16 protein-coding genes and 5 tRNA genes are annotated in these 19,406 nt (G+C 61.5%); 20 read left to right on the forward strand and 1 reads right to left on the reverse strand.

Going from position 1 to position 19,406, the window contains the following annotated elements; genetic code table 11:
- The first annotated feature begins 270 nt into the window (after positions 1 to 270).
- The 12 genes from APH36_RS23800 (at position 271) to astE (ending at position 12,380) form a co-directional block, all read left to right on the forward strand.
- Complete coding sequence (locus APH36_RS23800) at positions 271 to 1,056, forward strand: ABC transporter substrate-binding protein (protein WP_060500683.1); 786 nt, start codon at positions 271 to 273, stop codon at positions 1,054 to 1,056.
- 88 nt (positions 1,057 to 1,144) lie between these two features.
- A complete protein-coding gene (locus APH36_RS23805) occupies positions 1,145 to 1,834 on the forward strand; it encodes an ABC transporter permease (RefSeq protein ID WP_060500685.1) in 690 nt (229 codons plus the stop codon).
- Positions 1,831 to 2,529, forward strand: a complete 699-nt coding sequence (locus APH36_RS23810; RefSeq protein WP_060500687.1) for an ABC transporter permease — start codon at positions 1,831 to 1,833, stop codon at positions 2,527 to 2,529. Before APH36_RS23805 ends, APH36_RS23810 begins: the two co-directional genes overlap by 4 nt.
- Before the next feature lie 22 nt (positions 2,530 to 2,551).
- On the forward strand, positions 2,552 to 3,316 hold the full coding sequence (locus tag APH36_RS23815; RefSeq protein ID WP_016711851.1) for an ABC transporter ATP-binding protein: 765 nt from the start codon (positions 2,552 to 2,554) through the stop codon (positions 3,314 to 3,316).
- Positions 3,317 to 3,414: 98 nt separating this feature from the next.
- Entirely contained in the window at positions 3,415 to 4,395 is a 981-nt protein-coding gene (gene argR / locus APH36_RS23820) for a transcriptional regulator ArgR (protein WP_060500689.1), read from the forward strand.
- 342 nt (positions 4,396 to 4,737) lie between these two features.
- Positions 4,738 to 5,958 carry an aspartate aminotransferase family protein gene (locus tag APH36_RS23825; protein ID WP_019099128.1) on the forward strand — a complete coding sequence of 407 codons (1,221 nt, stop codon included), beginning with the start codon at positions 4,738 to 4,740 and terminating at the stop codon, positions 5,956 to 5,958.
- 135 nt (positions 5,959 to 6,093) lie between these two features.
- Entirely contained in the window at positions 6,094 to 7,113 is a 1,020-nt protein-coding gene (gene aruF, locus APH36_RS23830; RefSeq protein ID WP_060500691.1) for an arginine/ornithine succinyltransferase subunit alpha, read from the forward strand.
- Positions 7,114 to 7,191: 78 nt separating this feature from the next.
- Positions 7,192 to 8,220 carry an arginine N-succinyltransferase gene (gene astA / locus APH36_RS23835; RefSeq protein WP_060500694.1) on the forward strand — a complete coding sequence of 343 codons (1,029 nt, stop codon included), beginning with the start codon at positions 7,192 to 7,194 and terminating at the stop codon, positions 8,218 to 8,220.
- Complete coding sequence (astD, locus tag APH36_RS23840; RefSeq protein WP_060500696.1) at positions 8,221 to 9,684, forward strand: succinylglutamate-semialdehyde dehydrogenase; 1,464 nt, start codon at positions 8,221 to 8,223, stop codon at positions 9,682 to 9,684.
- Between the two features lie 23 nt (positions 9,685 to 9,707).
- Entirely contained in the window at positions 9,708 to 11,057 is a 1,350-nt protein-coding gene (gene astB / locus APH36_RS23845; RefSeq protein WP_060500698.1) for an N-succinylarginine dihydrolase, read from the forward strand.
- Positions 11,058 to 11,071: 14 nt separating this feature from the next.
- Positions 11,072 to 11,362: a topoisomerase II gene (locus APH36_RS23850; RefSeq protein WP_003256592.1), complete on the forward strand. Its 291-nt coding sequence runs from the start codon at positions 11,072 to 11,074 to the stop codon at positions 11,360 to 11,362.
- Positions 11,363 to 11,372: 10 nt separating this feature from the next.
- The gene (gene astE, locus APH36_RS23855) at positions 11,373 to 12,380 is read left to right on the forward strand and encodes a succinylglutamate desuccinylase (RefSeq protein WP_060500699.1); all 1,008 of its coding nucleotides are present in this window, start codon (positions 11,373 to 11,375) and stop codon (positions 12,378 to 12,380) included.
- Positions 12,381 to 12,439: 59 nt separating this feature from the next.
- Here the strand turns inward: astE and APH36_RS23860 are convergent, their stop codons facing one another.
- On the reverse strand, positions 12,440 to 13,711 hold the full coding sequence (locus APH36_RS23860; RefSeq protein WP_177337130.1) for a M91 family zinc metallopeptidase: 1,272 nt from the start codon (positions 13,709 to 13,711) through the stop codon (positions 12,440 to 12,442).
- Between the two features lie 308 nt (positions 13,712 to 14,019).
- Here APH36_RS23860 and alaS point away from each other — a divergent pair, with 308 nt between their 5' ends.
- The 8 genes from alaS (at position 14,020) to APH36_RS23900 (ending at position 19,113) form a co-directional block, all read left to right on the forward strand.
- Positions 14,020 to 16,644: an alanine--tRNA ligase gene (alaS, locus tag APH36_RS23865; RefSeq protein ID WP_060500703.1), complete on the forward strand. Its 2,625-nt coding sequence runs from the start codon at positions 14,020 to 14,022 to the stop codon at positions 16,642 to 16,644.
- A gap of 84 nt (positions 16,645 to 16,728) precedes the next feature.
- Positions 16,729 to 17,964 carry an aspartate kinase gene (locus APH36_RS23870; protein ID WP_019099135.1) on the forward strand — a complete coding sequence of 412 codons (1,236 nt, stop codon included), beginning with the start codon at positions 16,729 to 16,731 and terminating at the stop codon, positions 17,962 to 17,964.
- Between the two features lie 166 nt (positions 17,965 to 18,130).
- A complete protein-coding gene (gene csrA, locus APH36_RS23875) occupies positions 18,131 to 18,319 on the forward strand; it encodes a carbon storage regulator CsrA (RefSeq protein ID WP_003254503.1) in 189 nt (62 codons plus the stop codon).
- A gap of 72 nt (positions 18,320 to 18,391) precedes the next feature.
- Positions 18,392 to 18,482: transfer RNA gene (locus tag APH36_RS23880), tRNA-Ser, on the forward strand.
- Between the two features lie 106 nt (positions 18,483 to 18,588).
- A tRNA-Arg gene (locus APH36_RS23885) sits at positions 18,589 to 18,665 on the forward strand.
- Positions 18,666 to 18,736: 71 nt separating this feature from the next.
- A tRNA-Arg gene (locus tag APH36_RS23890) sits at positions 18,737 to 18,813 on the forward strand.
- A 74-nt stretch (positions 18,814 to 18,887) separates the two neighbouring features.
- A tRNA-Arg gene (locus APH36_RS23895) sits at positions 18,888 to 18,964 on the forward strand.
- 72 nt (positions 18,965 to 19,036) lie between these two features.
- A tRNA-Arg gene (locus APH36_RS23900) sits at positions 19,037 to 19,113 on the forward strand.
- Positions 19,114 to 19,406 lie beyond the last annotated feature (293 nt).

Genomic DNA, 19,406 nt, shown 5'->3' on the forward strand with positions numbered 1-19,406 from the left:
GGCCCAGGAATTGCTAGGTCTATTGGTTCTATTTCTTGTGCCTTCGCATATTTTGCGCTGGTCGTCAATATCGCCCGCAGCGGTTTCAGGCGCTTCTGTAAGTAGTTGTCGCTTTGAAGAAATATCGACTACCGGGCTGTCGCTAAAATGCCACTCACTCGCTCGTGGTCTGCGACCTTGGTCGAACCCTGCGCGGCTCGCGTTGTACCCATTCGCATATCGGGCAGCCGTTACCTGCCTTGTATTGCCCCGTACCGATGGAGTTACCTGATGAAGAAGCTCGCACTGCTTGGCGCCCTGGCGCTATCCGTATTTTCCCTGGTGTCGCAGGCCGATGAAAAACCGCTGAAAATCGGCATTGAAGCCGCCTACCCACCCTTCGCCTTCAAGCAGCCCGATGGCAGCATCGCCGGTTTCGACTACGACATCGGCAACGCCCTGTGCGAAGAGATGAAAGCCAAGTGCACTTGGGTCGAGCAGGAGTTCGACGGCCTGATCCCGGCGCTGAAAGTGCGCAAGATCGACGCCATCCTGTCGTCCATGTCGATCACCGAGGACCGCAAGAAGTCGGTCGACTTCACCAAGCGTTACTACCTCACGCCGGCGCGCCTGGTGATGAAGGAAGGCACCACGGTCAGCGAAAGCCTGGATGAGCTGAAAGGCAAGAAGATCGGCGTGCAGCGTGGCTCGATCCATGACCGCTTCGCCAAGGAAGTACTGGGCGCCAAAGGTGCCACCGTGGTGCCTTACGGCACCCAGAACGAAATCTACCTGGATGTAGCCGCTGGCCGCCTGGACGGCACCGTGGCCGACGCCACCCTGCTGGAAGACGGCTTCCTCAAGACCGACGCGGGTAAAGGCTTCGCCTTCGTAGGCCCGTCCTTTACCGATGCCAAGTACTTCGGTGACGGTATCGGTATTGCTGTGCGCAAAGGTGACAAGGCCAACGTCGACCGCATCAACGCGGCCATCGACGCCATCCGTGCCAACGGCAAGTACAAAGAAATCGAGAAGAAGTACTTCAACTTCGACATCTACGGTCCAGACTCGAACTAAGACGTCGGGTTTCACCTGTGCAATGGTGCAAACAGCAGAGGCTCTGAGGTTTGCACCATTTTTCATTCTTTAGGTCGAGGACCTCATCATGTTGAAAGGCTACGGGGCAGTCATCCTCGACGGGGCGTGGCTGACGCTTCAGCTCGCCCTGTCGTCGATGGCCCTGGCCATCGTGCTCGGCCTGATCGGAGTGGCGCTGCGCTTGTCGCCGGTGCGCTGGCTGGCCTGGCTGGGCGACCTGTATTCCACGGTGATCCGTGGTATTCCGGACCTGGTCCTGATCCTGCTGATCTTCTACGGCGGGCAAGACATCATCAACCGGGTGGCACCGCTGTTCGGCTACGAAGACTACATCGACCTGAATCCGTTGGTTGCCGGTATCGGCACGCTGGGCTTCATTTTTGGCGCCTACCTCTCGGAAACCTTCCGCGGTGCTTTCCTGGGCATTCCCAAGGGTCAGGCCGAGGCCGGCGTGGCGTATGGCATGAGCCCGCGCCAGGTGTTCTTCCGCATCCAGGTGCCGCAAATGATTCGCCTGGCGATCCCGGGCTTCACCAACAACTGGCTGGTACTCACCAAGGCCACCGCGCTGATCTCGGTCGTCGGCCTGCAGGACATGATGTTCAAGGCCAAGCAGGCGGCCGATGCCACCCGCGAGCCTTTCACCTTCTTCCTGGCGGTGGCGGCACTGTACCTGGTGCTGACCAGCGTCTCGCTGCTGGCCCTGAAGTATCTGGAGCGCCGCTACTCGGTGGGCGTCAAGGTGGCTGAACTATGATCTTCGACTACAACGTCGTCTGGGATGCTTTGCCGATGTACTTCGGCGGCCTGCTGACCACCCTCAAGCTGTTGGCGATTTCGCTGTTCTTCGGGCTGCTGGCGGCCATTCCGCTGGGCCTGATGCGCGTGTCGAAACAGCCGGCGATCAACCTGACTGCGTGGCTGTACACCTACGTGATCCGCGGCACACCCATGCTGGTGCAGCTGTTCCTGATCTACTACGGCCTGGCGCAGTTCGAAGCGGTGCGCGAAAGCTTCCTCTGGCCGCTGCTGTCCAGCGCCACCTTCTGCGCGTGCCTGGCGTTCGGCATCAACACCAGCGCCTACACCGCCGAAATCATTGCCGGCAGCCTCAAGGCCACGCCCCATGGCGAGATCGAGGCGGCCAAGGCCATGGGCATGTCGCGCATGAAAATGTACCGGCGCATCCTGCTGCCCTCGGCCTTGCGCCGGGCGCTGCCGCAGTACAGCAACGAAGTGATCATGATGCTGCAAACCACCAGCCTGGCGTCGATCGTCACCCTGATCGACATCACCGGTGCCGCACGCACGGTCAACGCCCAGTACTACCTGCCTTTCGAGGCCTACATCACGGCGGGCGTGTTCTATCTGTGCCTGACCTTCATCCTGGTGCGCCTGTTCAAGATGGCCGAACGCCGCTGGCTCGGCTACCTGGCGCCGCGCAAGCACTGACCGCTCTGTGAGAATCGACAGCATGTACAAACTCGAAGTCCAAGACCTGCACAAGCGTTACGGCAGCCACGAAGTGCTCAAGGGCGTATCGCTGGCGGCCAAGGCCGGCGACGTCATTAGCATCATCGGCTCCAGTGGTTCGGGCAAGTCGACCTTCCTGCGCTGCATCAACCTGCTGGAGCAGCCGCACGCGGGCAAGATCCTGCTCAACAACGAAGAGCTCAAGCTGGTGGCCGGCAAGGACGGCGCGCTGAAGGCTGCCGACCCGCGTCAGTTGCAGCGCATGCGCTCGCGCCTGTCGATGGTGTTCCAGCACTTCAACCTGTGGTCGCACATGACCGCACTGGAAAACATCATCGAAGCGCCGGTGCATGTGTTGGGTGTGAACAAGAAGGAAGCGCTGGAAAAGGCCGAGCATTACCTGGCCAAGGTGGGTGTTGCCCACCGCAAGGACGCCTTCCCCGGGCATATGTCGGGGGGCGAGCAACAACGTGTGGCAATTGCCCGCGCACTGGCCATGGAGCCGGAGGTTATGCTGTTCGACGAACCGACCTCGGCACTGGACCCTGAGCTGGTGGGCGATGTCCTCAAGGTGATGCAGGCGCTGGCCCAGGAAGGCCGCACCATGGTGGTGGTGACCCACGAAATGGGCTTTGCCCGTGAGGTGTCCAACCAGTTGGTGTTCCTGCACAAAGGCTTGGTGGAAGAAACCGGCTGCCCGCGTGAAGTGCTGGCCAACCCGCAGTCGGAGCGCCTGAAGCAGTTCCTCTCCGGCAGCCTGAAGTAAAAGCTGCATTTTTGCACCAGAATAGGGCATGCTGCGCGGCGAGCGCAGCCTGACCCGGCGCACAGACTCGAACGACCTCAGGTTTCGGACCGCACCCTATGACCACCCAGCGAATCGGTTTTCTCATTTGGCCCAGCACCAGGCCCTTGACCCTGGCGCTGGCCGAGGAAGTGTTGCTGGTGGCGCAGCGGGTGCACCCGGATGTGGTCTACGAAATGGCCTTCCTGCAGGCGGAGCCGGCGCAAGAGGGTGGCTGGCGCCTGCCGGGCGAGCCGTGGACTGGCCGCCTGGAGGGGTGCCACAAGCTGTTTCTGGTTGCTGACGAGCCGCCTGCGGGAGTAGGGGCAGCCTTGTCGGCTGCTCTCAAGCAGCAGGCGCGCAGCGGTTGCATGATCGGTGGCCTGTCTGCCGGGGTTTATCCTCTGGCGATGCTCGGCTTGCTCGACGGTTATCGTGCTGCCGTGCACTGGCGCTGGCAGGATGATTTTGCCGAGCGCTTTCCTAAGGTCATCGCCACCAGTCACCTGTTCGACTGGGACCGCGATCGGCTGACGGCCTGTGGAGGCATGGCCGTAACCGACCTGCTGCTGGCCGTGCTGGCCCGCGATCATGGGGCGGAGCTGGCGGGGGCTGTTTCGGAAGAGTTGGTGGTAGAGCGCATCCGGGAGGGTGGTGAGCGCCAGCGCATTCCGCTGCAGAACCGCCTGGGCTCCAGCCACCCCAAGCTGACCCAGGCGGTGCTGTTGATGGAAGCCAACATCGAAGAGCCGCTGACCACCGACGAAATTGCCCAGCATGTGTGCGTGTCGCGCCGGCAGCTGGAGCGCATCTTCAAGCAGTACCTGAACCGCGTGCCGAGCCAATATTATCTAGAGCTGCGGCTGAACAAGGCGCGGCAGATGCTCATGCAGACCAGCAAGTCGATCATCCAGATCGGGTTGTCTTGTGGCTTTTCGTCGGGGCCGCATTTTTCCAGTGCCTATCGCAACTTCTTTGGTGCGACGCCACGGGAAGACCGTAATCAACGGCGTAGCAGCAGCCCGTTCGAACTCAGCTCGGCACCGGCTGAAAAAGGCTGATATTTTCTTCCGCTGTGCCGGCCTCTTCGCGGGTGAATCCGCTTCCACAGGATTAACGCAGCAGCTGGATTTTGCGGAGTCCCTGTGGGAGCGGGTTCACCCGCGAAGAGGTCGGCACAAGCAGCATCCATTCTTCAGGTGAACACCCGTTCACCCAGCCCCCTCTCTCCCGTACACTGCGCGATTGCGACAGTGTTTGTCGCATTGCCGAAAACCTTGCCAAAACTGGGTTTTGCGCTGTAACAAGTTGTCGCTTGGCCGCAAGGACAGGCGCGGATCAGTCCTTACAATCCCCCCATCGCTCGCCACTTCCAGGCCAGCGTTCCTCTTCAGGAGACTCAGATGTCCGTTGAGCAAGCCCCGGTGCAACGTGCCGATTTCGACCAGGTCATGGTCCCCAACTATTCTCCGGCGGCCTTCATTCCTGTGCGAGGCGAGGGTTCCCGCGTTTGGGATCAGTCGGGTCGCGAGCTGATCGACTTTGCCGGTGGCATCGCGGTAAACGCCCTGGGTCACTGTCACCCGGCACTGGTCAAGGCCCTGACCGAGCAGGCCAACACCCTCTGGCACGTATCCAACGTGTTCACCAACGAGCCGGCCCTGCGCCTGGCCCACAAACTGGTGGATGCCACCTTTGCCGACCGGGCGTTCTTCTGCAACTCTGGCGCCGAATCCAACGAGGCCGCTTTCAAGCTGGCCCGTCGCGTTGCGCATGACCGCTTCGGCCCGGAAAAGCACGAAATCATCGCCACCGTGAACAGCTTCCACGGTCGTACCCTGTTTACCGTCAGCGTTGGTGGCCAGCCGAAGTACTCCGATGGCTTCGGCCCCAAGATCACCGGCATCAGCCACGTGCCCTACAACGACCTGGAAGCGCTGAAGGCACAGATTTCCGACAAGACCTGCGCCGTGGTGATCGAGCCGATCCAGGGCGAGAGCGGCGTGGTGCCGGCCGACAAGGCCTACCTGGAAGGCGCGCGCAAGCTGTGCGACGAGCACAACGCCCTGCTGATCTTCGACGAAGTGCAGACCGGCGTGGGCCGTACCGGTTCGCTGTATGCCTACCAGCACTACGGCGTGACGCCAGACATCCTGACCAGCGCCAAGAGCCTGGGCGGCGGCTTCCCGATCGGCGCCATGCTGACCACCACCGAGCTGGCCAAACACCTGGCCGTCGGCACCCACGGCACCACCTATGGTGGCAACCCGCTGGGCTGCGCTGTTGCCTGTGCCGTGCTGGATGTGGTCAACACCCCGGAAACCCTGGCCGGCATCAAGGCCAAGCATGAGCGCTTCAAGACCCGTCTGGAGCAGATTGGCCAGAAGTACAACCTGTTCAGCCAGGTACGGGGCGTTGGCCTGCTGCTGGGCTGCGTGCTGACCGAAGCCTGGCAAGGCAAGGCCAAGGACGTACTCAACGCTGCCGAGAAAGAAGGCGTGATGGTGCTGCAGGCCGGCCCGGACGTGGTCCGCTTCGCGCCAAGCCTGGTGGTTGAAGACGCCGACATCGATGAAGGCCTGGATCGCTTCGAGCGCGCCGTGGCCACCCTGACCAAAGGCTGATCCGCCTGCGGCCACTTCGCCGGCCCCAGCCATGGCTGAGCCGGGCCGGCGATACCCGATTCCAGTGCAGGGGCCCGTGCGCCTGCCGTTTTTCCGTGCCGCCGTAAGTGGCCCGTATTCCAAAGGAGTGACACCATGCTGGTGATGCGCCCCGCGCAAATGGCTGATCTGAACGAAGTGCAGCGCATGGCTGCAGACAGCCCCATTGGTGTCACCTCGCTGCCGGACGACGCTGCTCGCCTGGGCGACAAGATCGCCGCTTCCGAGACTTCCTTCGCCGCCGAGGTCATCTTCAACGGTGAAGAAAGCTACTTCTTCGTGCTCGAAGACAGCGAAACCGGCAAGCTGGCCGGCTGCTCGGCCATTGTGGCGTCAGCGGGCTACTCCGAGCCGTTCTACAGCTTCCGTAACGAAACGTTCGTGCATGCCTCGCGCGAGCTGAAGATTCACAACAAGATTCACGTGCTGTCGCTGTGTCATGATCTGACCGGCAACAGCCTGCTGACCAGCTTCTATGTATTGCCAGAGCTGGTGAACAGTGGCTGGGCCGAGCTTAATTCGCGCGGTCGCCTGCTGTTCATGGCCGCGCATCCGGAGCGTTTCGCCGACTCGGTCGTGACCGAAATCGTCGGTTTCAGCGACGAGCAGGGCGAATCGCCGTTCTGGGATGCCATCGGCCGCAATTTCTTCGACCTCAACTATGCCGACGCCGAGCGCCTGTGTGGCCTTAAAAGCCGCACCTTCCTCGCCGAACTGATGCCGCACTACCCCATCTATGTGCCGCTGCTGCCTGATGAAGCGCAGGAAGCCATGGGCCAGGTGCACCCGCGCGCGCAGATCACCTTCGACATCCTCATGCGCGAAGGCTTCGAGACCGAGCACTACATCGACATCTTCGACGGCGGCCCGACCTTGCATGCGCGTACCTCGGGCATTCGCTCGATCGCTCAGAGCCGGGTAGTGCCGGTGAAAATCGAAGAAGCGCCAGCCAACGGCGGGCGCCCGTACCTGGTCTGCAACGGCCAGCTCCAGGACTACCGCGCGGTGCTGCTGGACCTCGACTGGGTACCCGGCAAACCGGTAAGCCTGAGCGTGGCGGCAGCCGATGCACTGGGTGTGGGCGAGGGCGCCAGCGTGCGCCTGGTGGCGGTCTGAGGTCTGGCGACAGACGTTTCGGGATTGATGCGTTAGCAGAGTTTCGCGCCGGCCGATGCCGTCGCACAAGGAGATAGCATGATCGTTCGTCCTGTACGCAGCAGCGATTTGCCTGCGTTGATCGAATTGGCACGCAGCACCGGTACCACCGGGCTGACCACGCTGCCGGCCAACGAAGAGCGCCTGGGGCATCGCGTTGGCTGGGCGGAAAAAAGCTTCCGTGGCGAGGCCGAGCGTGGCGACACTGACTACCTGTTCGTGCTGGAAAACGACGAAGGCCTGGTGGTGGGCATCAGTGCCATTGCCGGTGCTGTCGGCCTGCGCGAGCCCTGGTACAACTACCGGGTCGGCCTGACCGTCAGTGCCTCGCAGGAGCTGAAGATCTACCGCGAAATCCCCACGCTGTTCCTGGCCAACGACCTGACCGGCAACTCCGAGCTGTGCTCGTTGTTCCTGCGCAGCGACTACCGCTCCGGTCTGAATGGCCGCCTGCTGTCACGCGCGCGCATGCTGTTCATTGCCGAGTTCCCCGAGCTGTTCGGCAAGAAGATCATTGCCGAAATGCGCGGCATGTCGGACGAGCAGGGGCGTTCGCCGTTCTGGGAAAGCCTGGGCCGGCACTTTTTCAAGATGGAGTTCAGCCAGGCGGACTACCTCACTGGTGTGGGCAACAAGTCGTTCATCGCCGAGCTGATGCCCAAGTTCCCGCTGTACACCTGCTTCCTGTCCGAAGCGGCGCGCAATGTGATCGGCCGTGTGCACAAGGACACCGAGCCGGCGCTGGCCATGCTCAAGCAGGAAGGCTTCAACTACCAGGGCTACGTCGACATCTTCGATGCTGGCCCGGCCATCGAATGCGACACCGCCAGGATCCGCGCCGTGCGCGAGAGCCAGACCCTGGTGCTGGCGGTCGGTACGCCGGGCGATGACGCCACCCCTTACATCATCCACAACCGCAAGCGCGACGACTGCCGTATCACGGCTGCACCTGCGCGGTTGGCCGCCGGAACCCTGGTGGTCGACCCGCTGACCGCCAAGCGCCTGCGCATGGGGGCTGGCGACAATGTGCGTGCGGTGCCGCTGTCGGCTAGCCGGGAGGCCCAGTAAATGACCACGCATTTAATCGCAGGCAATTGGCAGGCCGGCCAGGGCGAAGCCCTGCAGTCGCTGAACCCGGTGACCCAGGCCGTGATCTGGCAAGGGCAGGGCGCCGACGCCAGCCAGGTGGAGGCCGCCGTGCAGGCCGCGCGCCAGGCGTTCCCGGCCTGGGCGCAATTGAGCCTGGAAGCGCGCATCGATGTGCTGGAGAAGTTCGCGGCGCAGTTGAAAGCGCACGCTGAAGCCATGGCCCAGTGCATCGGCGAGGAAACCGGCAAGCCGCTGTGGGAATCGGCGACCGAAGTCACCAGCATGATCAACAAGGTGGCGATTTCGGTGCAAAGCTACCGCGAGCGCACCGGCGAAAAGAGTGGCCCGCTGGCCGATGCCACGGCGGTGTTGCGGCACAAGCCCCACGGCGTGGTGGCCGTCTTCGGCCCTTACAACTTCCCCGGCCACTTGCCTAACGGCCACATTGTGCCGGCGTTGTTGGCAGGCAATTGCGTGGTGTTCAAGCCCAGTGAGCTGACCCCCAAAGTGGCCGAGCTGACCGTCAATTGCTGGATCGCCGCTGGCTTGCCGGCGGGTGTGCTGAACCTGGTGCAGGGCGCACGCGAAACCGGTGTAGCGCTGGCTGCCAACCCAGGCATCGATGGCCTGTTCTTCACCGGCTCCAGCCGCACCGGCAACCTGCTGCACCAGCAGTTCGCCGGCCGCCCGGACAAGATCCTGGCCCTGGAAATGGGGGGCAACAACCCGCTGGTGGTGGACGAGGTCAAGGACATCGACGCGGCGGTGTACACCATTATCCAGTCGGCGTTCATTTCTGCCGGCCAGCGCTGCACCTGTGCCCGGCGCCTGCTGGTGCCGCAAGGTGCCTGGGGTGATGCGCTGATCGCGCGCCTGGTCGAAGTGTGCAAAACCATCACGGTAGGTGCGTTCGATGAGCAACCGGCGCCGTTCATGGGCTCGGTGATCTCGCTGCACGCGGCGCAGGCGCTGATGGCGGCGCAGGCCGAGCTGGTTGCCAACGGTGGCGTGAAGCTGCTGGAAATGACCCAGCCGCAGGCCGATGCCGCGCTGCTGACCCCGGGCATCGTCGATGTCACTGGCGTGGCCGGGCGACCGGACGAAGAGTTCTTCGGCCCACTGCTGCAAGTCATCCGTTATGCCGACTTCGATGCGGCCATCGATGAAGCCAACAACACCCAGTACGGCCTGGCCGCCGGGTTGTTGTCCGACTCCCGCGCCCGCTACCAGTACTTCTGGCTGCGCAGCCGTGCCGGCATCGTCAACTGGAACAAGCAACTGACCGGTGCCGCCAGCAGCGCGCCGTTCGGCGGTGTGGGCGCCAGTGGCAACCACCGCGCCAGCGCCTATTACGCGGCTGACTATTGCGCTTACCCCGTGGCTTCGCTGGAGACCGCCAGCCTTGCCTTGCCGGCGACGTTGACGCCGGGCGTCACCCTATAACAACAGGTCACGGAGCCTAGCCGATGAAATCCTATGAAGTGAATTTTGATGGCCTGGTGGGGCCTACCCACAACTATGGCGGCCTGTCCTACGGCAACGTGGCTTCGCAAAGCAACAGCCAGCAGGGTTCCAACCCGCGTGAAGCCGCGCGCCAGGGCCTGGCGAAAATGAAGGCGCTGGCTGACCTGGGCTTCAAGCAAGGCGTGCTGGCGCCGCAGGAACGCCCGGATGTGGCCGCCCTGCGCCGCCTGGGCTTCAGCGGCAGCGATGCGGAAGTGATCCAGCGTGCGGCTAAAGAAGCGATGCCGCTGCTGGTGGCCAGCTGCTCGGCATCGAGCATGTGGGTGGCCAACGCGGCCACGGTCAGCCCCAGTGCCGACACCGCGGATGGCCGCGTGCATTTCACCGCTGCCAACCTGAACTGCAAGTACCACCGCAGCATCGAGCACCCGACCACCAGCCGTGTGCTGGGCGCCATGTTCAACAACGAGAACCACTTTGCCCACCACGCCGCATTGCCTGCCGTGGCACAGTTCGGTGACGAGGGCGCGGCCAACCACACGCGCTTCTGCCGTGCCTATGGCGAGCCGGGCGTTGAGTTCTTCGTTTACGGCCGCAGTGCCTTCGACAGCCGCTACCCGGCCCCGCAGAAGTACCCGGCCCGGCAAACCCTGGAGGCCTCGCAGGCCGTGGCCCGGCTGCATGGGCTGAGTGATGGCGGTGTGGTCTACGCTCAACAGAACCCGTCGGTGATCGACCAGGGCGTGTTCCACAACGATGTGATTTCGGTGGGTAACGGCGAGGTGCTGTTCTACCACGAGGACGCCTTCCTGGAGACCGACACGGTGCTTGGCCAGCTGCGAGCTAAACTGGCCAGCAAGGGTGGCAACTTCCAGTCTATCTGTGTGCCACGGGCGGCGGTGACGGTTGAGGATGCGGTGCGTTCCTACCTGTTCAACAGCCAGCTGCTCAGCCGCGACGACGGTTCCATGCTGCTGGTGGTGCCGGAAGAGTGCCGCAACAATGAGCGGGTTTGGGCCTACCTGGGCCAGCTGACCAGCCAGGGTGGCGCGGTGAAGGAGGTCAAGGTGTTCGACCTCAAGCAGAGCATGCAAAACGGCGGTGGCCCGGCTTGCCTGCGTTTGCGCGTGGCGTTGAAAGAAACGGAACTGGCAGCGGTCAACCAAGGCGTTATCATGACCGCCCCGCTGTACGACACCTTGCTGCAGTGGGTCGACAAGCACTACCGCGACCGCCTGGGCGAAGCGGACTTGGCCGACCCGCAACTGCTGGTGGAGTGCCGTACAGCACTGGATGAATTGACCCAGATCCTGAAGTTGGGCTCGGTATACCCGTTCCAACGCCAACCTTGAAGAGAGACTTTGCAATGACCGACGCCCTGCGCCTGATCCTCGAAGATGAAGACGGCACCCAGCTGGAAACCTCCTGCACCCGTTTTGCCGTGGTCTGGCAAGGCAAGGAAGTGTGGATTCAGCAGGACGGCCGTGGCCAGCTGCTGATCGGTGTGGATGTCGAAGAAGACGACACCGAGTATGCCAACCTGCTGCTGCGCCCGATGGCCACCAATCTGGTCAGCCTGCAGCTGGAAATGGAGCCGGCCGAGGTTGGCGAAGACGACGATCACGTCCATGGCCCTGACTGCGGACACCACCACTAAGGAAGCCCTTATGCTCGCCCTTGGCAAATTGCTTGAGCTGACCCTCACCGATCACGAACCGGCCGAGAAGACCCAAGTGACACCCAAGGGCGCGCGTTTGCGCTGGTTGGGGGAGGGCGCGCTGGAAGTACGCCCGCCCGAAAACGAAGATTGCGGGCTGGACTTGCTGTTGTCTGCCGGTATTCATGGCAACGAAACGGCGCCGATCGAATTGCTCGAGCGGCTGCTGCACGGCGTGGCCAATGGCAAGATCAAGCCTAAGGCTCGGTTGCTGTTCCTGTTCGGCAACCCAGCGGCCATCCGCAAGGGTGAGCGCTTTATCGAGCAGGACATCAACCGGCTGTTCAACGGCCGCCATGAGCTTTCCAGTGGTTTCGAGGCTTTGCGTGCCGCGGAGCTTGAGCAGTTCGCCCGGGTGTTCTTTAGCAAGCCGGGGCGCAGCCGCCTGCATTACGACCTGCATACCGCCATTCGCGGTTCGAAGATCGAGCAATTCGCCTTGTACCCTTATAAAGAGGGGCGCAAGCATTCTCGTCGTGAGTTGGCGCGCCTGGCGGCAGCGGGCATGGAGGCGGTGCTGCTGCAGAGCAAATCCTCCATCACTTTCAGTGCCTTCACCTATGAACAGCTGGATGCTGAAGCCTTCACCCTGGAGCTTGGCAAGGCTCGCCCGTTCGGCCAGAACGAGCAAGTCAACCTCGACAAGCTGGAAGAGCGGCTGATCCGCATCATCGAGGCTACCGAGCCAGAGGGCGAGGGTTCGCTGGATGGCCTGCAACTGTTCAGCGTGTCTCGCGAAATCATCAAGCACAGCGACAGCTTCCACCTGCACCTGCCGGCGGACATCGAGAACTTCTCCGAACTGAGCAAGGGGTATCTGTTGGCCGAGGATCTGGCTGAGATGCGCTGGGTGGTCGAAGAGGAGGGGGCACGCATCATTTTCCCCAACCCCAGGGTCAAGAACGGTTTGCGGGCAGGTATTCTGATCGTGCCGGATTCTGGGCAGCGCCTGGGATGAATGGCCGCCCGGGCTGGGGCGCATGGCAGTGCATCACCACCATGCGTATCAGCCTGGTACTAGTAATAGAGGCGTGGTGGCAGGCCTAGCTCGAGCCGTAGGGCGTTCTCGGTGAACGGCGAGGGGTTGGTGTCGGTCGGCGGTGTTGCCGGGTCGTTGTCGAAATCATAGAAAACGCCAGTCTCCAGGCCTATCGCTTGCAGTTGCGCCGCGTTTACCTGAACTTCCCTGTAATCGAAGGTCTCGATCGTCTGGCTACCCGGTACGGTAGTGCCTTTAAAAGCATTGTAGGCTTCACACAAGCAGCGGTAGAAGTCCAGCAGTGGCAGGTTTTCGCTGTCCGAGCGCGCAAGGTTAAGCGCCAGGTCGCCGCCCTCGGCGGGCCAGCCGGATACCCACTGCATCCTTTCGTTTTGCTGCAGGTAATGGTCATTCTCGGTGGGGTCTGAAACGTGTACCTCAAAGCGGGTGGCCGTTCGGGTTTCGCTGATCCGTATCCACGAGCGCCTGGCCAGTTGGGTCAGTAATCGCTGGCCACAAGCGGTATGGCGCAGGAAGGTGAGATGATTGTTGACTGCCTGGGTGAAGCTGATGCTGCCTTTTATCTCGAAGGTGGCACTGGCCAGGCTGTCCAAGGGCGCTGCAAGGGGGGCTTGGAAACGTTCGTCGCCGGGTTTTCCTCGCGCATAGAGGCCCGATCCGTGAGGGTTGCCGATCAGAACATGGCCGGTGAGGATGAGGTCGGCCGAGGCACTGTTGATGAATGTCAGTCCTGTGCCCACGGTAATGTCGATAGTGTTTGATTCCGTGAACACTTCCGTGACGCCACCGCCTGTCTTGATGGTGTTCCTGCCAGCTCCAGCCAGGATGATCAGGGGGATTTGCACATCATCGGCAACGCTGATTTTGGTGCCGCCGTCTTTCGTCTTGAGGATGAGTGTTTGGTGGGGCGTTGGCGCGAGGATGAAGCGCTTGCCGTTGACCACGGCGCGCAGGTGGCAATCGTAGGTCGAGATCTCGATGTTCGCACCGGCGGTACGGCTCTCGATCACCATATGGTGTCGGGCCGGGATCCGGTTTCCGTCGAGCAAGACCTGTTCGAGATAGATTTCCTGCTGGTCGTCGCTGTACTCGATAAGGTGATGCAGGGTCTTGTCGGGCGTGGCCGTGTCCTTGCGCTGGGTGTAACCACTGGTTCTTCCGGAAATGAAATAGGTCGGTTTGGGATTCATATTGTTACCTCGAATGCACTGGGCTGCCTGTGATGAAGGTGGCACGGCAGGCAAGGTAAGCGTGGTGACGCGAAGCATCGCGGTAATTATCTGGCGCATGCAGCTGGCATCTTCATGCGCCTGTGAGGTCGAGTTTTGGATCCTGTCTCGGATGAAAACCTTTTAATTCACCGCCTGTTCCATTTTCCCTTCCCGTGGGCGGTAATTGGCTTGCCAGTGGCGAAAGGCTGCATTTAGCATCCGGTCATGTCAGTTTCGTTTGCAAGGGCGCCAAAAGCCGTCCGATCGACGCTTTCTTTTGCATAAACACACTGCACCGAGCTTGCAGGACCGATATAATGCGGCCCTTTGCCGTCGTTTCGTCGACGTGTTTGCCCACCAGGGCCGCCGTTTCCGTGGAAGAACCTATGAAAAGCGCAGAAATCCGTGAAGCCTTCCTTCGCTTCTTCGAAGAGCAGGGCCATACCCGAGTCGCCTCCAGTTCGCTGATCCCGAACAACGACCCGACCTTGCTGTTCACCAATGCCGGCATGAACCAGTTCAAGGACTGCTTCCTCGGCGCGGAGAAGCGTGCCTACACCCGTGCCGTCAGCAGCCAGAAGTGCGTGCGCGCCGGTGGCAAGCACAACGACCTGGAAAACGTCGGTTACACCGCGCGTCACCATACGTTCTTCGAAATGCTGGGCAACTTCAGCTTCGGCGACTACTTCAAGCGCGATGCGATCACCTTCGCCTGGACCTTCCTGACCTCGGAGCAATGGCTGAACCTGCCCAAGGAAAAGCTCTGGGTCACCGTCTACGCCACTGACGACGAAGCCTACGACATCTGGACGAAGGAAGTCGGCGTGCCGGAAGAGCGCATGGTGCGCATCGGCGACAACAAAGGCGCCCCGTACGCCTCCGACAACTTCTGGACCATGGGCGACACCGGCCCGTGCGGCCCATGCACCGAGATTTTCTACGACCACGGCCCGGACATCTGGGGCGGCCCACCCGGCTCGCCAGAAGAAGACGGCGACCGTTACATCGAGATCTGGAACAACGTTTTCATGCAGTTCAACCGCACCGCCGACGGCGTGCTGCACCCGCTGCCAGCGCCGTCGGTAGACACCGGCATGGGCCTGGAGCGTGTCAGCGCCGTGCTGCAGCACGTGCACTCGAACTACGAGATCGACCTGTTCCAGAACCTGCTGGCGGCGGCTGCCAAGGCCATCGGTTGCAGCAACGACGGCCAGGCCTCGCTGAAAGTGGTGGCCGATCATATCCGTTCGTGCGGTTTCCTGATCGCCGACGGCGTGCTGCCTTCCAACGAAGGCCGTGGCTATGTGCTGCGCCGCATCATCCGCCGCGCCTGCCGTCACGGTAACAAGCTGGGTGCCAAGGGCAGCTTCTTCTACCAGATCGTCGCCGCACTGGCCGCCGAAATGGGCGAGGCCTTCCCAGAGCTGAAGAGCCAGCAAGCGCACATCGAGCGCGTGCTCAAGGCCGAGGAAGAGCAGTTTGCCAAGACCCTGGAGCAGGGCCTGCGTATTCTTGAGCAAGACCTGGCTCAGCTTAGAGGCGACGTGGTACCGGGCGACGTGGTGTTCAAGCTGTACGACACCTACGGCTTCCCGATGGACCTGACCGCCGACATTGCCCGTGAGCGTGAGCTGACCATCGACGAAGCCGGTTTCGAGCGCGAAATGGACGCCCAGCGTGAGCGTGCCCGCTCCGCCAGTGCCTTCGGCATGGACTACAACAGCCTGGTCAAGGTCGACACCGCCACCGAGTTTCTCGGCTACGACGTCACCGAAGGCCAGGGCAAGATCATCGCCCTGTACAAGGACGGCCAGTCCGTTGACCAGCTGGGTGAAGGCGAGCAGGGCGTGGTCGTGCTCGACCGTACGCCGTTCTATGCCGAATCCGGTGGCCAGGTGGGTGACACCGGCTTCCTGCAGGCTGGCGCTGCGCGCTTCGACGTGCGCGACACCACCAAGACCGGTGGTGCCTTCCTGCACCACGGCGTGGTCGCCAGCGGTGCGCTGGTCATCGGCTCGCCGGTCGAGGCCAAGGTCGATGCCGACGTGCAGCACGCCACCTCGCTGAACCACTCCGCCACCCACCTGCTGCACGAAGCGCTGCGCCAGGTACTGGGCGAGCACGTACAGCAGAAGGGCTCGCTGGTCGACAGCCAACGCCTGCGTTTCGACTTCAGCCACTTCGAGGCGGTGAAACCGGAGCAGATCAAGGCCCTGGAAGACATCGTCAACCGCGAAGTGCGCAAGAACACCCCGGTGGAAACCGAACTGACCGACATCGAAACCGCCAAGGCCAAAGGCGCCATGGCGCTGTTCGGCGAGAAGTACGGCGACACCGTGCGTGTACTGAGCATGGGCGGAGATTTCTCGGTTGAGCTGTGCGGCGGTATCCACGCCAAGCGCACCGGTGACATCAGCCTGTTCAAGATCATCAGCGAAGGCGGCGTGGCCTCTGGCGTACGCCGTATCGAAGCCGTTACCGGCGCAGCAGCGCTGGCCTACCTGAACGCTGCCGAAGAGCAGGTCAAGGAAGCCGCGCAACTGGTGAAAGGTAATCGCGACAACCTGATCGACAAGCTGTCGGCTGTGCTTGAGCGCAACCGCCAGCTGGAGAAGCAGCTGGAACAGCTGCAGGCCAAGGCCGCCAGCGCCGCCGGAGACGATCTCTCCAATGCGGCCGTTGAGGTCAAGGGCGCCAAGGTGCTTGCTGCCCGCCTGGATGGGCAGGACGGCAAGGCTTTGCTGGCCCTGGTCGATCAACTGAAGAACAAGCTCGGCCACGCAGTGATCCTGCTGGGCAGCGAGCATGAGGGCAAGGTTGTGCTGGTGGCCGGCGTAACCAAGGACCTCTCCAGCCAACTCAAGGCTGGCGATCTGATGAAACAAGCCGCTGCGGCGGTGGGTGGCAAGGGCGGTGGCCGTCCGGACATGGCCCAGGGTGGTGGCGTCGACGTCGCTGCACTGGACCAGGCCTTGGCGCTGGCCGTGCCATTTGCAGAGCAGGGACTTTGAGATGAAGGGGCGGGTGGTCTAGTCACTTGCCCCTTCATGTTGGATTGTTTTTTGGGGCCCTGTATGGGCTGAGGCACCATTGAAATGGCGTTGATCGTACAGAAATTTGGCGGCACCTCTGTCGGTTCCATCGAGCGGATCGAGCAGGTAGCCGAAAAGGTCAAGAAACACCGTGAAGCGGGCGACGACCTGGTGGTTGTATTGTCGGCCATGAGCGGTGAAACCAATCGCCTGATCGACCTGGCCAAGCAGATCACCGATCAGCCGGTTCCGCGTGAACTGGACGTGATCGTGTCGACCGGTGAGCAGGTCACCATCGCCCTGCTGACCATGGCCTTGATCAAGCGCGGTGTGCCAGCGGTGTCGTACACCGGCAACCAGGTGCGCATCCTTACCGACAGCGCGCACAACAAGGCGCGCATCCTGCAGATCGACGACCAGAAGATTCGCGCCGACCTCAAGGAAGGCCGCGTGGTCGTGGTGGCGGGCTTCCAGGGTGTCGACGAGCACGGCAGCATCACCACCCTGGGCCGTGGCGGCTCCGACACCACCGGCGTGGCCCTGGCGGCAGCGCTGAAGGCGGACGAGTGCCAGATCTACACCGACGTCGATGGCGTCTACACCACCGACCCGCGCGTCGTGCCGCAGGCTCAGCGCCTGGAGAAGATCACCTTCGAAGAGATGCTGGAAATGGCCAGCCTCGGTTCCAAGGTGCTGCAGATCCGTTCGGTGGAGTTCGCCGGCAAGTACAACGTCCCGCTGCGCGTGCTGCACAGCTTCAAGGAGGGTCCGGGTACCCTCATTACCATTGATGAAGAGGAATCCATGGAACAGCCGATCATTTCCGGTATCGCCTTCAACCGTGATGAAGCCAAGCTGACCATTCGCGGCGTGCCGGACACCCCGGGCGTGGCCTTCAAGATCCTCGGCCCGATCAGCGCTTCGAACATCGAAGTGGACATGATCGTGCAGAACGTTGCCCACGATAACACCACCGACTTCACCTTCACCGTACACCGCAACGAGTACGAGAAGGCGCAAAGCGTGCTGGAAAACACCGCCCGCGAAATCGGTGCCCGTGAAGTGATTGGCGACACCAAGATCGCCAAGGTCTCGATCGTTGGCGTCGGCATGCGTTCGCACGCCGGTGTGGCCAGCCGCATGTTCGAAGCCCTGGCCAAGGAGAGCATCAACATCCAGATGATCTCCACCTCCGAGATCAAGGTCTCGGTCGTGATCGAAGAGAAGTACCTGGAGCTGGCCGTACGCGCGCTGCACACCGCGTTTGAGCTCGACGCTCCTGCCCGACAGGGCGAGTAAGGCGCTGCCTGGAAGGGCGCGGCTGGTGCCGCGCCCTTCGCGTTTCTGCTCGCCACGCAGGCCCTGTCCTGCCCTGTGTGGCGCGTAACCGGGTCCCGTCGTCGTCCACGACTGGCCCTGATACCCAAGACTGTTACCCCTGAATGTTTTGCGTAAGGAGAAAGCTATGTTGATTCTGACTCGTCGGTGCGCCGAGAGCCTGATCATTGGAGACGGCGAGATCACCGTGACGGTGCTTGGCGTCAAAGGCAACCAGGTGCGTATTGGCGTCAGCGCCCCGAAAGAAGTGGCTGTTCACCGCGAGGAAATCTACCTGCGGATCAAGAAGGAGAAGGATGAAGAGCCAAGCCTTTAATTTTTTTGAAGTTTTTTTCAAAAAAAGGGTTGCAAAGGTGAAAGAGGTTCTTTAATATTCGCCTCGTGTTGCGGTGAGGTGGCCGAGTGGCCGAAGGCGCTCCCCTGCTAAGGGAGTATACCTCATAAGGGTATCGGGGGTTCGAATCCCCCCTTCACCGCCATTATTTGCGTAGGGCGCTGTAAACGGTAAGAATACTAAGTCGTTGATTTTAAACGAAAACATTCTTGCAAAAATGTTTCAGCGACCTATAATGCGCGGCAAGACACGGACTCATAGCTCAGCTGGATAGAGTACTCGGCTACGAACCGAGCGGTCGCAGGTTCGAATCCTGCTGAGTCCGCCACTTTTGAAGTGGCTTTGTTTGCAAGGCTGCTTCAATCAACCAGCGGTATCTGGTCTAAAACTGCCAATCGCGGACTCATAGCTCAGCTGGATAGAGTACTCGGCTACGAACCGAGCGGTCGCAGGTTCGAATCCTGCTGAGTCCGCCACTTTCTTGAAGTGGCTCTGCTTGCAAAGCTGCTTCAGTCAACCAGCGGTAATCTGGTCTAAAACTGCCAATCGCGGACTCATAGCTCAGCTGGATAGAGTACTCGGCTACGAACCGAGCGGTCGCAGGTTCGAATCCTGCTGAGTCCGCCACTTTTTGAAGTGGCTCTGCTTGCAAAGCTGTTTCAGTCAACCAGTGGTAACCTGGTCTAAAATTACCACCACGGACTCATAGCTCAGCTGGATAGAGTACTCGGCTACGAACCGAGCGGTCGCAGGTTCGAATCCTGCTGAGTCCGCCATACCCCATCAAGAAGCCCGCTCATTTTGAGCGGGCTTTTTGTTTTTCTGCGCCAATGAATTGTTGGTGATGTCGATCTACGCTCTTCTGTAATGATTGTGGTGTAGCTTGGCGCCGCCGTGCGGCAACCCAGACAAATGTGCTTTCCCATCCACAACAACCGTCGCACTGATAGCTTCGAGCGTTGTCCTAGCTTTATCACGCAAACGATTGTTCTGGCCAAAAATTTAAGCGATCTGACAGCTTTAGCAGTGTATGATTGCGCCCGTCAGCCCCGCCGGGGCTTGTGGAAAA

It is taken from the genome of Pseudomonas sp. NBRC 111133 (assembly GCF_001320605.1).
GTDB lineage: Bacteria > Pseudomonadota > Gammaproteobacteria > Pseudomonadales > Pseudomonadaceae > Aquipseudomonas > Aquipseudomonas monteilii.

Excerpts from the sequence above, each read along its gene's own strand:
- astA (WP_060500694.1), top strand. The coding sequence starts at position 7,192 with ATGATCGTTCGTCCTGTACGCAGCAGCGATTTGCCTGCGTTGATCGAA.
- APH36_RS23825 (WP_019099128.1), top strand. The coding sequence starts at position 4,738 with ATGTCCGTTGAGCAAGCCCCGGTGCAACGTGCCGATTTCGACCAGGTC.
- APH36_RS23805 (WP_060500685.1), top strand. The coding sequence starts at position 1,145 with ATGTTGAAAGGCTACGGGGCAGTCATCCTCGACGGGGCGTGGCTGACG.
- APH36_RS23800 (WP_060500683.1), top strand. The coding sequence starts at position 271 with ATGAAGAAGCTCGCACTGCTTGGCGCCCTGGCGCTATCCGTATTTTCC.
- astE (WP_060500699.1), top strand. The coding sequence starts at position 11,373 with ATGCTCGCCCTTGGCAAATTGCTTGAGCTGACCCTCACCGATCACGAA.
- APH36_RS23860 (WP_177337130.1), bottom strand. The coding sequence starts at position 13,711 with ATGCGCCAGATAATTACCGCGATGCTTCGCGTCACCACGCTTACCTTG.
- aruF (WP_060500691.1), top strand. The coding sequence starts at position 6,094 with ATGCTGGTGATGCGCCCCGCGCAAATGGCTGATCTGAACGAAGTGCAG.
- astD (WP_060500696.1), top strand. The coding sequence starts at position 8,221 with ATGACCACGCATTTAATCGCAGGCAATTGGCAGGCCGGCCAGGGCGAA.
- alaS (WP_060500703.1), top strand. The coding sequence starts at position 14,020 with ATGAAAAGCGCAGAAATCCGTGAAGCCTTCCTTCGCTTCTTCGAAGAG.
- argR (WP_060500689.1), top strand. The coding sequence starts at position 3,415 with ATGACCACCCAGCGAATCGGTTTTCTCATTTGGCCCAGCACCAGGCCC.
- csrA (WP_003254503.1), top strand. The coding sequence starts at position 18,131 with ATGTTGATTCTGACTCGTCGGTGCGCCGAGAGCCTGATCATTGGAGAC.
- APH36_RS23870 (WP_019099135.1), top strand. The coding sequence starts at position 16,729 with ATGGCGTTGATCGTACAGAAATTTGGCGGCACCTCTGTCGGTTCCATC.
- APH36_RS23850 (WP_003256592.1), top strand. The coding sequence starts at position 11,072 with ATGACCGACGCCCTGCGCCTGATCCTCGAAGATGAAGACGGCACCCAG.
- astB (WP_060500698.1), top strand. The coding sequence starts at position 9,708 with ATGAAATCCTATGAAGTGAATTTTGATGGCCTGGTGGGGCCTACCCAC.
- APH36_RS23815 (WP_016711851.1), top strand. The coding sequence starts at position 2,552 with ATGTACAAACTCGAAGTCCAAGACCTGCACAAGCGTTACGGCAGCCAC.
- APH36_RS23810 (WP_060500687.1), top strand. The coding sequence starts at position 1,831 with ATGATCTTCGACTACAACGTCGTCTGGGATGCTTTGCCGATGTACTTC.